Consider the following 13,741-nt stretch of genomic DNA (forward strand, 5'->3'; position numbering starts at 1 on the left):
GCCGGCTAGACGGCCGCGTCCGCCAGCCACGGCCGCAGCTTCTCCGGGCTGCGGACGGCCCAGATCCGGGCGACCGGCCGTCGCGGTGACGTCGAACGCCGCGACCGTCAGGACGACACCGCGTCGCGCCGGGCCACCAGACCCGGCGTCCCGCCGACCGACCGCACCAGGAGTTCCAGGCCCGGTGCCTTGTCGGCGATGGCGACCATGTACTGGGCGATGCGCGCGCCGCCCTCGATCGGGCGGAGCGCCGCACCGCGCGAGCCCACCGCCGTCGGCGGCTCATCACGGCCGCCGGGTCGAGCAGGTCGACGAGCGCCGCGATGTCCTTGCTCTCCCACGCCGCCTTGACCCTGTGCGCACCGCGTCCGCCTGCCTGCGCCCGCCGGCTCCGTGCCCCGCCCGGCCGTCACCCGCCGCCGCGCGGACGACGCCAGCTGCTTGCACGCGGCGGGGGTCCGGCCGACGATCCCGGCGATCTCCGCGAACGGATAGCGGAAGACGTCGTGCAGGACGAACGCCACCCGCTCGGCGGGCGTCATCGACTCCAGGACGACGAGGAAGGCCATGGTCACGGACTCGTCCAGGACCATCTGGTCCGCGGGATCGGCGCCCCGGCCCTGGCCCTCCTCGGCGCGGTCCGGCAGCGGCTCGGGCAGCCACGCGCCGACGTAGCGCTCCCTGCCGGGCCCGCGCCGAGCCGAGCACGTCCAGACAGATCCGGCCGGTCACCGTCGTCAGCCAGGCGCCCGGCGACCCGATCTCCGCGCGCCGGCCCGGCGGCTGCGCGTACCAGCGGGCGTACGCCTCCGCATCGGCGTCCTCGGCTCGGCCAGCGAACCGAGCAACCGGTAGGCCACATTGACCAGCTGGACCCCGCTCACCGGCTATGTCCTCGGTGGGCCCGCCCCGCCGCCCGCATGCCCCGCCGCCCCCTCGCCTTACCTTCGCAGGCCCGTGTCGTCGGCCTGGTGAGACCTTATCGATCTACGGCCCACCGCGGCGGAGAAGAGGACCCGACATGGCGACCCAGGCGACGACAGCGGCACGGCGCGGCGTCCCGTTCCTCCAGATCGCGGTCGGCTTGCAGACCCTGACGATCTTCCTCCAGGCGGTCTCCGCCGGACTGCTGCTGACCTCGTCCTACGGGAGACGCTGCACAGCGTCGGAGCCCGGGTGATGTACGCGGCGTCGATGCTGTACGTCCTCGCGGCGGTCCTGGCGTGGAAGCCGGGCGGCGGCTCGCCGCGCCCCGTCTGGTACGCGTCCGGTTTCCTCGCCCTCGCCTCGGTCCAGGTCGTGCTCGGCATCGCGCACGTCCCGTCGGTCCATCTCCCGCTGGGCGTCCTGATGTTCGGCCTCAGCCTGCTCGCGCTGGTCCGGCGCCCCTGACGCCCGCGCTCACCGGCCGTCGAGGTCGTCGAGCAGGGCGGTCAGCGGCGCGACGACCTTCCGGCGCAGCCGGTCGAGGCGCTCGGCGCCGTATTGCCGGGGCACCGCCTCCACCCACATGATCAGGTACAGGTACGCCTGGTAGAGCGCGATGCGGCGCCGTCCGGCCGCGTCGACGACGGCCGGGCCGCCCGCCGCGCGGTAGGCGGCCAGGAAGTCCTCAACGTTAGTGAGGGCCTGCGTCCGCAGTTTCGCATACCGCATCTGGAGCGCACTGATGGTTGCGGGGACGGTGATCAGCTGTCCCTGTCTCCTGCCCTTCGGGATATCCGAACCACTGGTTCCCCAGGGTCTCCAGGAGCTGCATCGGGCCGCTCAGCCCCGCATGGACCCCGCGCAGGAGGACGTGCTCGTCGACGATGAAGCCGGACGCCCGGGTGCGGCAGCTCGCGTATGGTGACCGGAGCCTGCGCGTCGAGGTGACGGACCAGCGCGGCGAGCGGCTGCCGGAACCGGGCGGGCGCGGGGCTCGACCCGCCGTCGGCCGGGGGCCAGAAGTGATCGGCGAACAGGGGAGTCGTGGCAGGACGTCGCTGGGCCGTCGCGGTCTGGGCCGGACTGTGCGTGGCCGGGATCGCGGCGACGGCCGCCCTCGAATCCCCTTCGTCACAAGGCAGTCCGGGCCGCCGGACCCTCGCCCGCGCCCTCGGGCACGTACGCCGTGGACTGCGAGGAGATCGCGGACGGCATCGAACGAGGAACGCGCGGCGGACGCGGCCCGGCCCATCCCGGAGGGCAAGATCAGCTCAAGGCCTACGCGGTGCCGGAGCGGTGCGCCGACGTCCTGGAGCGGCGCGGTCTGAAGCAGCGGCGACCGCGCCGCCCGTCACGTGCGGGCGCCGTCAGTCCCGTGCGGTGAACGTGAAGGTGAACCGGGCCGGGGACGGCGTCAGCCGGTACTGCGGCAGCACGCCGGGACCGCAGGACTGGGAGCCGATGCCCTGGTGGGCGTGGTCGAGGCTGACCCACACCGTGTCACCGGGGACGAGGTCGCCGCGGTGCTCGGCCGCGTCCAGCTGCTCGGTCGTCCAGCGGCGGGCCGTGAACCAGAACGCGGGGTCGCCGTCGATCCGCAGACCCCCGATCTCGGCCCAACGGACGTCCGCCCGCGCCCCGTTCTCCTGCGGCCGCATCGTGCGGCGTCCGCAACGCGTCGACGTCGGACGTCCAGCGGCCCAGGCGCGCCGCCGCCCTCGTGTCGGGATACGCCTCGCCGGGACCGCCGCCGAACCAGCTGACCGGGCCCGTCGGCGCCGCCCGGCAGCCCCGAACCGCACGCCGAGCCGGGGCGGCGGCAGCCGCCAGTCGCCGTCCGGCACCACGGACACCGTGAGCCGGAGACGGTGCTCGTCGGCGGTCCAGCGGTAGACCGCGCGCAGTGCCGATGTCGCGCCCGCGGGCGCCACCCGGGTGCGCACGGTCAGTGCGTCGTCGCCCGGCTCGACGCCGTCCACCCGGTGCCGCATCCGGTGCAGACCGAACTCCCGCCACAGCAGGCCGAGCCGCTCACCGCCCTGCCAGCTCGCCCCGTTGTCGTTGTCCGTGGGCGCCCGCCACACGTCCAGGCGCGGGCGATCACCTCGACACCGCCGACCGAGCGCAGCCGCCGGTGCGCGCGTCGAAGCGGCGGCCGGGCCGAGCGTGATCCGTCGCCCGTCCAGGACCGGCCGGGCCTCGGGCACCGCCGCGGGGGCGGGAGTCGGGGCGGACGCCGACTGGCCCCACGCCACCTCGTGACCGTCCGCCTCCAGCGCCCGCACCGTCCACAGCCCGTCGGCGGCCGGCTCGGCAGCTTCACCTCGGCCGACTCGCCCGGCCCTGAGCGGCGGCACCGACAGCGCGCCCTCCCGCACCGGTGCGCCGTCGGCCTCGCGCGACCACACGAACGACAGGTGGGACAGGTCCCGGAAGTCGAAGCGGTTCGTGACGCGCACCGTGGCCGCCGGACCGTCGACGGCGATGTGCACGGGCTCGACGACCTTCTTGAACTCGACGAGGCCCGGCGACGGCGTCCGGTCGGGGAACAGCAGCCCGTCGCAGACGAAGTTGCCGTCGTGCAGCCCTCGCCGAAGTCACCGCCGTACGCGAAGCCGAACCGCTCGTCCTCGATGCCGTGGTCGATCCACTCCCACACGAACGCGCGCGCTGCAACCGCTCGTACTTCTCGAACAGGCGCTGGTAGTCGGCGAGTCCGCCGGGGCCGTTGCCCATCGCGTGCGCGTACTCGCACAGGATGAACGGCAGCGCCCGGCGCCGCTCGGGAGCCGCCGTCCAGACCCCACGGCCGATCCGCTCGACCTCGGCGTGGTCGGAGTACATCCGTGCGTAGACGTCCGTGTCACGGCAGTTGAGGTCGCCCTCGTAGTGCACCAGGCGCTCGGGGTCGCGGCCCCTGATCCACTCGAGCCATCGCGGTCAGCTCGCGTCCGGTGCCCGCCTCGTTGCCGAGCGACCACAGCACGACCGACGGATGGTTCTTGTCGCGCTCCACCATGCGCGCGGCGCGGTCGAGGAGCGCCGGGGTCCAGCGGTCGTCGTCGACGGGATTGTCGCGCCAGCCCGCTCGACGAAGCCGTGCGTCTCCAGGTCGCACTCGTCGATCACCCACAGGCCGTACTCGTCGCACAGGTCGAGGAAGGCGGGGTGCGGAGGGTAGTGGGAGGTGCGGACCGCGTTGACGTTGTGCCGCTTCATCAGCTCGACGTCCCGGCGCATCGTGTCGAGGTCAGGGCCCGGCCGTGCCGCGGATGCCACTCGTGCCGGTTCACGCCCTTGAAGAGGACGGGGGTGCCGTTGACCTTGATCAGGCCGTCGTCGAGGACGACCGTGCGGAAGCCGACGCGCAGCGGCACGCGCTCGCCGCCGGTGTCCAGGACGCCGTCGTACAGGCGCGGCGTCTCCGCCGTCCACGGCTCCACGGGCACCGTGACCGGCTCGCCCGTGGCGACGTCGACGCCCAGCTCCGGCACGGTGACCCGGCCGTCCACGTCGCTGTCGACGCGCAGCGTGCCCAGGCCGGACGTGTGGTCGTACGAGGCGTGCGCGAAGAAGTCCAGGGCGCAGCCCGCCGGGCGGTGCAGCAGCGTCACGTCCCGGAAGATGCCGGGCAGCCACCACTGGTCCTGGTCCTCCAGATAGGAACCGGACGACCACTGGTGGACGCGGACCGCCAGCACGTTCCCGGCCGGCTTCAGTGAGGTGGCCGACCGCGAACTCGTGCGGCAGCCGGCTGCCCTTGAACTCGCCGATGCTCCGTGCCGTTGAGCCAGCACGCGGGCGCACGACTCGACCCCGTCGAAGCGCAGCACGGCGCCGCCGTCGCCCGGCCACGCCGCCGGCAGGTCGAACGTGCGCAGGTGGTCGCCGGTCGGGTTCTCCGTCGGCACGTGCGGCGGGTCGACCGGGAAGGGGTACAGGTGGTTCGTGTAGACGGGCGAGCCGTGCGCCCCGTCGCCCTGGAGGACCCAGTGCCCGGGCACCGCGACCTCCGCCCACCCCGTGGCGTCGTAGCCCTCGGCGGCGAACGACTCGTCCTCGGCGCGTCGACGGTCGGCGACAGCCGGAACCGCCACGTGCCGTTCAGCGAGAGCGAGTCCGCGGAGGACCCGGCGTACCAGGCGCGGGGCGGCAGCGCGCCGCTGCCGGGCAGGGGATCGGTGACGTACGCGTGTGCAGAGGACATGGGTCTCCCAGGTCGGAGCCGGTCGGGCGGGACGGTGGGGCGGGACGGTCAGGCGCGCACCGGTGCGGCGAGTGCCCCTTCGAGCGCGAACGTGGCCGCGCCGAGGCTCACCGGGTCGGTGGGGATCGGACTGAGGACGATGCGGGTCGCCGCGCCCGGACCCGCAAGCGCGTGCGCGGGCCACGGCCCGGCGGACCTCTCGGTCAGGAGAGGTCCGCCGAGCCGGCCCGCGACCCAGCTGCTGAGGACGACGACCTCGGGATCGAGCAGATTGACGAGGTCGGCGACGGCCGGGCCGAGATGGCGGGCGGTCTCCCGCAGGACGTCGAGGGCCGGCGGCGAGCCCTCGGCCGCCGCGTCGGCGAGCGCGGCGATCGTGGCGGTCTGGTCGTCGGGTGCAGCAAGGGGGACCCCGGGTACAGCTCACGGAGGCTGCGCATGATGCCGGGCGCTCCGACGTACGCCTCCACGCAGCCGCGGTCGCCGCAGTGGCACGGCCGGCCGTCGAGGACCAGCGTGGTGTGGCACTCGCCCGCGCCGTTGGTGACCCCGCGGTGCAGCGCGCCGCCGAGGCGAGACGCGCCGACCCCCGTGCCGAGGTTCACCACGACCGCGTCGTCGCAGCCGCGCGCCGCACCGAACCACACAGCTCGGCGACGGTGCAGGCGCGCGGCGGATTGTCAGGTACAGCGGCAGGTCGACGTGCTCGGCGAGGAGCCGCGCAGCGGGACGTCGTGCCAGTCCCAGTTCGCGTACACGGACGCACCGTCCCGCCGGTCGACGAGCGGCATGCACGCACGCCCACGCCCAGCACCCGGCCGTCGCCCGCGCCCTGTTCCCGCACGGTGGCGACGGCGCCGGCGATCACGGCGACGATCTGATCGGGGCGGTGCGTGCCGGGCCGCAGCTCCGGTCGGCGCGCGCCACCACGTTCAGCGCGAGGTCGAACAGTTCGGCGTGCACGTACGTCTCCGCGACGTCCACGCCGATCAGTGCGCCGTGCCCCGCGGCCACCGCGACCAGGCCGCGCGGCCGGCCGCCGAGCCGAGTCCTGGAAACCGACCTCGTTGAGGATCCCGAGCCCGGCCAGCTCCCCGACGAGCGTGGCGACCGTCGCCGCCGGACTCAGCCCGGTCGCCGCCGCCAGTTCCCGGCGGGAGACCGCGGGCCGGCCGAAGCAGTGCCGCAGCACCTCGTACCGGTTCGCGGTCACTGATGCGCCGCGGGACGTGCGCTTCATGGGCCTCACGCTAGGAGGCCCGTCACGACTTCGACAGAGGGTTGAAGAAGTGGTGAGGGAAGTCCAACAGGTCGCACGAAAGTCCTGCTCGACCGGTCAAGGACCCGCGCGAAAGTCCAACGGACCGGTGTGTCCCCGGACGGGTCAGCGGGGCAGCAGCGCCGCACGAACGCGTTGCTGAACCTCCCGCCGGATCGAGCCGCCGCACGAGCGCGGCGAAGTCCGCGGCGTGCGGATAGCGGTCGGCGAGCCGGGCCGGATCGGCGGTGAGACACCTTCCCCCAGTGCGGCCGGGGGAGAACGCGCTCAGCCGGTCCTCGACCAGCGACACGACGGGCAGCACCCGCTCCGTGTCCGCCACCCACGTGAAGTGGAAGGCGACCGTGTCCCTGCCGTACGCCGGGCTCAGCCACTGCGTGTCCGCCGCCACGGTCCGCACCTCGCAGCACCTGGAGCACCGGTGCGATCCGGTCGCGGACGGCGTCGAGGGCGTGCAGCGCGGCCACGGCGTGCTCGCGCGGCAGCAGGTACTCCGACTGCAGCTCGTCGCCGTTGCTGGGGTGAAACCGGCCCGGAAGTGCGGCAGCCGCTCGTGCCAGGGCCCGGCACCCCGAACTGCTCGGTGCAGTGCACGGCGTCCATCCGGGCACCGGGTGCTGCGCCTCGACGGCGGGCTCGGCCCACGGGAAGTCGAGGCCCGCGGGCTGCCGCTGCTTCACCCACACCTGGTCGAACCGCGGCGCCCGCCACGTGGTGAACAGGCTGACGCTGTACGCGGCCGACGAGACCGCCGCGAAGTCGAGACCCTGGAAGGGAAGCTGCCCGAAGACGGACTGGGCCACGTCGAAGGAGGGCTGCACGTCGAGCGTGAGCGCCAGCACCACGCCGAGGGCGCCGAGCGAGACGACGGCGCCCTCGAACCCGGCGTCGCCGCGCGCCAGCGTCACCGTCTCGCCGTCCCCGGTGAGGATCTCCACGGCGCGCACGGCCTCGGCCAGCGACCGGTTGGCGTTGCCGGAACCGTGCGTGCCCGTCGCCACGGACCCGGCGACCGAGATGTGCGGCAGCGACGCCATGTTCGGCAGGGCGAGCCCGTGCTCGTGCAGCCGCGCGGCCAGCTCGGCGTAGCGCACGCCGCCGCCCACCCGGACGGTCCGCCCCTCGGTGTCGATCTCGATGCCGCCGGGCAGCGCGGCCAGCGACACGAGGACGCCGTCCCGGTCCGCGTCCACGTCGGCGATCCGGTTGAACGAGTGACCGCTGCCCAGAACCCGTATGTGCGGACTCCTGGCGACCAGCGCACGCAGCGCGTCGACGGAGTCCAGGGCGGTGCAGTCCGGCGGTGGAGAAGGTGATGTTGCGCGCCCAGTTGGTGGGCGCGGTGGATGCGGTGTCGCGCACGGCACTGCCTTTCTGCGAGGTCGGCCTACCGCCGATTGGATCACGACGGGCGCCGGGAGCCCTCGTGCCGTGTCGAAGGGCACTGCCGCGGCCGGCTCCGTGCGCGGGGCTACCGCGCGGGGAGCGTGACCGTGCCCCGGACCGGCCGGTGGTCGGACGGGTTGCCCGTGTCCGAGCCGATCGTGCAGCCGCTCCACGTCGCGCTGCCGGGCGCGAAGAGGTAGTCGAGCTTGATCGAGCCCTTCGTGGGCCGGTCGGCGGGCTCGTCGCACTCCTTGTAGGCGTCGTACAGCGGCTGGAGGACCGGCACCGTGCTGCCCGTCGGGGTGACGGTCGGGGTGGCGTTGAGGTCGCCGCCGAAGACCGGCCGGTAGCCGCTGTACCTGGCGACCTCCGTGGCCAGGAACGCGGCCTGCCTGCTCTGGTCGTCGCGCTCCGGGTCGTCGTAGCCGGCGCCACCGGTGCTGAAGTGCGCCGAACACGCCATCACCGACCACGACGGCACCGCCGCGCACAGCGCCGTCCGCCGCTCCTTGCCCTGTGGGGAGGCCAGCTCGACGGCCCGGTACCAGGTGTTCTCGGCGGGTACGGCGACCGCGACCCCGTAGGCGCCCCGGTTCTTCGCGCACGTCTTCTGCGCCCACGTGTCCGTCCCCGCGATCTGGTACTGGATGGGGGCGAACCGTACGTCCCAGGTGTCGGCGCCGCCGTCGAGGCGCGCTTCGAGCTGCTGCTCCAGGGGCTTGGCGAGCTTCTCGCAGAACTCCTGGAAGAGGACCACGTCGGCCTGCGCGTCCACCGCGCGCTGCGCGACCGCGGCGGCGAACTGGTCGGTGGTGTACGCGTACATCGGGCAACTGCCGTTGTTGGCGCACACGTTCCAGGTCAGGGCGTGGAGGGAGCGGGCCGGGGTGGCGGCCGCCGCGGGCGGCGCCGACGACGGCGTCACCTCGGCGAGGCGGAACAGTTCCCAGGAGCCGGGCGTCGTGGTCGAGCGGGCGCGCAGCAGCCCTTCGTCGGTGCCCGAGTCGTTGATCTCGGACGAGACGTAGTAGCGCGAGGTGACGCCGCCTTCGGTGAACGTGTAGCGCAGCGCGTACCAGCCGCCGGCCTGCGGCACCAGGTCGAACCGCTCCCAGCCGCCGATGCTGCCGTCCTGCCGGGCCCGGAGCATGCCGAAGTGGTTGTCGGCGTCGTGGAACTCCGCCGACACGTACAGGCCGTTGGCCTCGGAGCGCAGCGCGGTGTGTGCGCCCGAGTCGTCGGTGTGCAGGGTGAACGTCTCCCACGAGCCCGCCGCCGAGCAGTCCGTGCGCGCCCGCAGCTTGCCGTTCTGGTTCCCGGCGTCCTCCACTTCGGCGGAGACGCAGACGGGCTTGCCCGCCCTGTCGCTCGCGGCCTTCGACTGGAGCGTGAACTTCCGGCCGGCCGACTTCTGCGTGAGGATGTCGGCCGCCTGCGCCGACGGCACGCTCACCACCCCCACGAACGCCAGCAGCACACCGAGCAGCGCGGCAAGGGTCTGTACTCGTCTCTTCACGTGGATCCACTCCGGTCGAAGGTACGTATGAGCCTGGAGTGGGACCCGGGACGAGGCCGAAGGGTTGTACGGGGCGCGCCCCATCAGGAGCGCGGGGAACGGCGCGAGAACCCCCACCGCCCGACAGCCGCCGACGCACCCCGACCGGGCAGCCCCCGATGCGCCCCCGCCCGGACACGGCCTACGCCGACTCCCGCCGGACCAACTCCGTAGGAAGAATCACGGCCGCCGGATCCTCCCCCCCGATCTGCGCCAGCAGCACCCGCACCATCTCCGCACTGATCCGATCCCAAGGCTGCCGGATCGTCGTGAGCGCGGGCTCCGTCGTCAGCGCCGCAGGCGAGTCGTCGAAGCCGCCCACCGCGACGTCCTCCGGAACCCGCCGGCCGGCCTTCTGGAGCGCCGACATCACGCCCTGCGCCATGAGGTCGGAGGCGACGAACACGGCGTCGAAGTCCGGTGCACGGTCGAGGAGTCGGGCCGCGGCGGCCTCGCCGCCCGCCCGGCTGTAGTCACCGGACACGATCAGGTCCTCGTCGACCGGGAGCCCGGCCTCCGCGAGCACCTCGCGGTACCCGGCGAGCCGGTCCACGCCGCCCGGCAGGTCCAGCGGCCCCGCCACTGTGGCGACGCGGCGGCGGCCGAGCGACAGCAGGTGGCGCACCATGTCCCGCGCCCCGTCCCGGTCGTCCGCCGCGACGTAGCTGACCTTCGACGCCGACGAACCGGGCCCGATCGGCTTGCCGCAGGACACCAACGGCACGCCCGCCTCGCGGAGTTCGGCCGCGACCGGGTCGCCGGAGTGGGACGAGACGAGCAGCACCCCGTCGACGTGGCCCGCCGTGATGTAGCGGGTGATGCGGCGCCGCTCGTCCGGCGTCCCCGCGATCATCAGCAGCAGCGGAATGTCGTGCGCGGCCAGCGCCGACGTGCAACCCCGCAGCAGCACGTTGAAGTTGGGGTCCTCGAAGAACTTCTCCTGGGGCTCCGTCAGCAGGAAGCCGACCGAGTCGGACCGCCCGGTGATGAGGGACCGCGCATGCCGGTTCACCACGTAACCCGTCTTGCGGATCGCCGCGTTGACCGCTTCCTGCGCCGCCGGGCTGACGTAGTGCCCGCCGTTCAGGACGCGTGAGACCGTGCCGCGCGAGACGCCCGCCTCGCGCGCCACGTCGTGGATCGTCGGCGGCCGTCGCCGACCGCCCCCCGTGGTGCTCATGGTCATGACTTTACGGCCCCCGACAGCAGGTCGAGGCTCCAGAACCGCTGGATCACCAGGAACAGCGCGATGAGCGGAACGATCGCCAGGAACGCGCCGGTGATCACCAGCGTGTACAGCGCCGGTGTGTTCGCGCCCTGTTCGAGGAGCGTGAACAGACCGAGCGTGATCGGGAACTTCTCGTCGTCGCTGAGCATGATGTAGGGGAGCAGGAAGTTGTTCCAGACCGCGACGAACTGGAACAGGAACACCGTCACCAGGCCCGGCACCATCATCGGCAGCGCGACCCGCGTGAAGATCCGCCACTCGCCGGCCCCGTCCATCCGGCCCGCCTCCACCACGTCGGGCGGCACGGCGGCGGCGGCGTAGATCCGCGCGAGGTAGATGCCGTACGGGGAGAGGACGAGCGGCAGCAGCACCGACAGGTACGAGTCGGTCAGGTCGGCCTTCGCGAGGAGCAGGTACTGGGGGACCGCCAGGATCACCGGCGGCATCAGCACCCCCGCCATCAGCACGTTGAAGATCGACTCGCGGCCGCGGAAGCGGTACACCGCGAGGGCGTAGCCGCTCAGCGCCGACACCGCCGTCGACAGGAGCGCGCCCACCCCCGCGTACAGCGCCGAGTTCGCCATCCACTTCCAGTAGACGCCGTCCCGGTACGCCGACAGGTCCTTGAGGTTGTCGGTGAAGCCGGAGCCGGGCAGGAACGTGAAGCTGGAGAAGAGCTCGCTGCCCGACTTCGTCGACGCGATCACCACCCACGCAACGGGCAGCAGGCAGTACAGGGCCCCGAGGAGCAGCACGGCCGTCGGGGCCAGGGCGATCCGGCGGCGCAGCGGCGGCGCCTGCGTGGTGCCGGGCGTGGTGCCCGCGGCGGGAGCCGCCTCGCGGACGGCGACGGATGAGCTCATCGGGCTTCCTCCTGCTTGGTACGGGAGTTCGCGGCGCGCAGGAACCCGAAGGAGAGGACGAGGGTCACGACCGCGATGAGCACCGCGGTGGCGGCGGCCGCGTAGATGTCGCCCTTCACGAACGCGTCCTGGTAGACACCCATCAGCGGGCTCCACGTCGTGGACAGGGCGTTGGTGAGCGGCTTCAGGGTCGTCGGCTCGTTGAAGACCTGGAGCGTCGCGATGATCGAGAAGAAGGCCGTCAGGACCAGCGAGGGCGCCACCATCGGGATCTTGACGCGCAGCGCGATCTGGAACTGGGAGCAGCCGTCGAGCCGCGCCGCCTCGTAGACCTCGGCGGGGATCGCGCGCAGCGCCGTGTAGATCACGATCATGTTGAAGCCGGTGCCGCCCCAGACCGCGATGTTCGCCATCGCCCCGTACAGCGGGCCGCCGTCCAGCAGGTCCGGCTGCGGCAGGCCCAGCCTGTCGAGGACGAAGTAGAAGGGGCTGACGTCCGGCAGGTACAGGAAGCCCCACATCATCGCCGCCACCACGCCCGGGATCGCGTACGGCAGGAAGATCGCCAGCCGGGTGAACGGGGCCAGGCGCACCCGGTCCGCGTCCAGCATCAGCGCGAAGACCAGCGCGAGGCCGAGCATCACCGGGACGACGATCGCTCCGTAGCCGAGGATGCGCAGCGCGCCGTGCAGCAGCTCGGAGTCGGTGAGCGCGTCGGTGTAGTTGGCCAGGCCCGCCCACACCTCGGAGCGGGCGCCCCGGCCGAGGCCGAGGCCCTTGACCTCGACCTTGTGCAGGCTGAGCCAGACCGCGTACCCGATGGGCAGCGCGAAGAAGAGCGCGAAGAGGATCCCGGCGGGAAGGAGGAAGCCGTACGGGGCGCTCCTGACCCCGTACGACTGCCGGGTCTTGCGCGAGGTCACTCGGCGACCTCGAAGCCCTGCTTCTTCATGTCGGCGACGGTCGCGTCCTGCATCTTCGTGAGAGCGGCGCCGAAGTCCGACCTGTTCTTCGCGGCGGCGGCGAAGGCGTCCTTGAAGGTGGCGTACGCGACGTTCACGTTCGGGCCCCAGGCCGCGGGCGCGGTCGTCTTCGCGATCTTCTGGGCCTGCGGGTAGAAGTCGGCCTGGTTCGAGAAGTACGCCGGCGGCTCCTGGAACGCGCCGCTGAGCTGGGCGTCCGTGGCGGCCGGGTAGATGCCGCTCTCCTTCGCGAGCGCGGTCAGCGCCGCCTTGTCGGTGTTGAGCCACGCGGCGAACTTCGCGGCGGCCGCCCGGTGCTTGCTGTCGGTCGTGACGGCGGTCGACGAACCGCCCCAGCTGCCGGTCGCGTTCGACGAGGCGTCCCACTGGGGGAGCGGGGCCATGGCCCACTTTCCCTTGGTGTCGGGCGCGGCGGTGGTCAGCGTGCCCGGCGCCCACACGGCGGAGACCCAGGCGATCTGCTTGCCGGTGTTGAGCGCCTTGTTCCAGGCCGGGGTGTACATCGGCTGGTTGTCGACGGCGCCCTCCTTGACGAGCCCGCCCCAGAAGTCGGCGACCTTCTTCGTCGCCGCGTCGTCGATGCCGACCTTCCACTTGTCGCCGGAGGCGGTCCACCACTTCGCGCCCGCCTGCTGGGCGAGGCCCGCGAACAGCCCGGAGTCGTTGGCGGAGAAGGTCGTCAGGTCCTTGTCCGGGGCCTTCTTCTTCAGCGCGCGGGCGGTCTCGGCGAACTCGTCCCAGGTGCCGGGAACCTTGAGCCCGTACTTCTTGAACAGGTCCGCGCGGTAGTAGAACATCATCGGCCCCGAGTCCTGCGGGATCGCGTACAGCGCGTCCGTGCCCAGGGTGGCCTGCTGCCAGATGCCGTCCGCGAACTTCCCCTTCAGGTCGCCGGCGTCGCCCGATATGTCGGCGAGGGCGTCGTTGCTGACGAGGGTCGGCAGGGCCTGGTACTCGGCCTGCACCAGGTCGGGCGCCTTCTGCGCCTTGTGCGCGGTCAGGATCTTGGTGACCAGGGTGTCACCGGACGCCTGCTTCTTGACGGTGACCTTGATCTGCTGCTTCTTGCCCGGCCCCTCGTTCCACAGGTCGACGACCTTGTCCATGTTCGGGGTCCAGGTCCAGTACGTCAGGTTCGCCGGACCGGAGGCGTCCTGGGTGTCGCTGTCGTCGGACGAGCCGCAGGCGGCGAGTGCCGAGGCGCCGAGGACGACCGCCGTGGCGGTGGCGACGAGGCGGCGGTGCTGCTTCGTGAATGGCATGGCTGGATGTCTCCCTGACCGAAGTCCCTGACCGGGGAACTGGACGGTGGC

8 protein-coding genes and 7 pseudogenes are annotated in these 13,741 nt (G+C 72.7%); 1 reads left to right on the forward strand and 14 read right to left on the reverse strand.

Annotated elements, in window-relative coordinates; translation table 11 throughout:
* Window positions 1-5: 5 nt before the first annotated feature.
* Window positions 6-891 (reverse strand): annotated as a pseudogene (locus tag RBJ77_RS31415) (sigma factor-like helix-turn-helix DNA-binding protein).
* 130 nt (window positions 892-1,021) lie between these two features.
* Between RBJ77_RS31415 and RBJ77_RS31420 the strand changes: the two are divergent.
* Window positions 1,022-1,392, forward strand: a pseudogene (locus RBJ77_RS31420) (hypothetical protein).
* 228 nt (window positions 1,393-1,620) lie between these two features.
* Here RBJ77_RS31420 and RBJ77_RS31425 read toward each other — a convergent pair.
* The 13 genes and pseudogenes from RBJ77_RS31425 to RBJ77_RS31485 form a co-directional block, all read right to left on the reverse strand.
* Window positions 1,621-1,795 (reverse strand): annotated as a pseudogene (locus tag RBJ77_RS31425) (transcriptional regulator); the annotation flags it as partial.
* Between the two features lie 499 nt (window positions 1,796-2,294).
* Complete coding sequence (locus RBJ77_RS31430; protein WP_372348112.1) at window positions 2,295-2,537, reverse strand: hypothetical protein; 243 nt, start codon at window positions 2,535-2,537, stop codon at window positions 2,295-2,297.
* Window positions 2,428-2,838: a hypothetical protein gene (locus tag RBJ77_RS31435; protein ID WP_372348113.1), complete on the reverse strand. Its 411-nt coding sequence runs from the start codon at window positions 2,836-2,838 to the stop codon at window positions 2,428-2,430. Before RBJ77_RS31435 ends, RBJ77_RS31430 begins: the two co-directional genes overlap by 110 nt.
* A pseudogene (locus RBJ77_RS31440) lies at window positions 2,772-3,335 on the reverse strand (beta-galactosidase); the annotation flags it as partial. The gene RBJ77_RS31435 and the pseudogene RBJ77_RS31440, both read right to left, overlap by 67 nt.
* Entirely contained in the window at window positions 3,247-3,822 is a 576-nt protein-coding gene (locus tag RBJ77_RS31445; protein ID WP_372348063.1) for a glycoside hydrolase family 2 TIM barrel-domain containing protein, read from the reverse strand. The pseudogene RBJ77_RS31440 and the gene RBJ77_RS31445, both read right to left, overlap by 89 nt.
* Window positions 3,791-5,024: pseudogene (locus RBJ77_RS31450) on the reverse strand (glycoside hydrolase family 2 TIM barrel-domain containing protein). Before RBJ77_RS31450 ends, RBJ77_RS31445 begins: the two are co-directional and overlap by 32 nt.
* A gap of 158 nt (window positions 5,025-5,182) precedes the next feature.
* Window positions 5,183-6,374, reverse strand: a pseudogene (locus tag RBJ77_RS31455) (ROK family protein).
* 161 nt (window positions 6,375-6,535) lie between these two features.
* Window positions 6,536-7,775, reverse strand: a pseudogene (locus RBJ77_RS31460) (FAD-binding protein); the annotation flags it as partial.
* 109 nt (window positions 7,776-7,884) lie between these two features.
* Complete coding sequence (locus RBJ77_RS31465) at window positions 7,885-9,315, reverse strand: endonuclease/exonuclease/phosphatase family protein (protein WP_372348064.1); 1,431 nt, start codon at window positions 9,313-9,315, stop codon at window positions 7,885-7,887.
* A gap of 181 nt (window positions 9,316-9,496) precedes the next feature.
* Window positions 9,497-10,540, reverse strand: a complete 1,044-nt coding sequence (locus RBJ77_RS31470; protein ID WP_372348065.1) for a LacI family DNA-binding transcriptional regulator — start codon at window positions 10,538-10,540, stop codon at window positions 9,497-9,499.
* Entirely contained in the window at window positions 10,537-11,445 is a 909-nt protein-coding gene (locus RBJ77_RS31475) for a carbohydrate ABC transporter permease (protein ID WP_372348066.1), read from the reverse strand. The genes RBJ77_RS31470 and RBJ77_RS31475 overlap by 4 nt, the downstream gene beginning before the upstream one ends.
* Entirely contained in the window at window positions 11,442-12,368 is a 927-nt protein-coding gene (locus RBJ77_RS31480; protein WP_372348067.1) for a carbohydrate ABC transporter permease, read from the reverse strand. Before RBJ77_RS31480 ends, RBJ77_RS31475 begins: the two co-directional genes overlap by 4 nt.
* Window positions 12,365-13,690, reverse strand: coding sequence for an ABC transporter substrate-binding protein (locus RBJ77_RS31485; protein ID WP_372348068.1), 1,326 nt, complete (start codon window positions 13,688-13,690; stop codon window positions 12,365-12,367). The genes RBJ77_RS31480 and RBJ77_RS31485 overlap by 4 nt, the downstream gene beginning before the upstream one ends.
* Window positions 13,691-13,741 lie beyond the last annotated feature (51 nt).

Origin of the sequence: Streptomyces sp. KL116D, assembly GCF_030766975.1 — a bacterium.
GTDB lineage: Bacteria > Actinomycetota > Actinomycetes > Streptomycetales > Streptomycetaceae > Streptomyces > Streptomyces longispororuber_A.

Bases quoted from the DNA above. Each gene is read 5' to 3' on its own strand.
- RBJ77_RS31470 (WP_372348065.1), bottom strand. From the start codon at position 10,540: ATGACCATGAGCACCACGGGGGGCGGTCGGCGACGGCCGCCGACGATC.
- RBJ77_RS31485 (WP_372348068.1), bottom strand. From the start codon at position 13,690: ATGCCATTCACGAAGCAGCACCGCCGCCTCGTCGCCACCGCCACGGCG.
- RBJ77_RS31475 (WP_372348066.1), bottom strand. From the start codon at position 11,445: ATGAGCTCATCCGTCGCCGTCCGCGAGGCGGCTCCCGCCGCGGGCACC.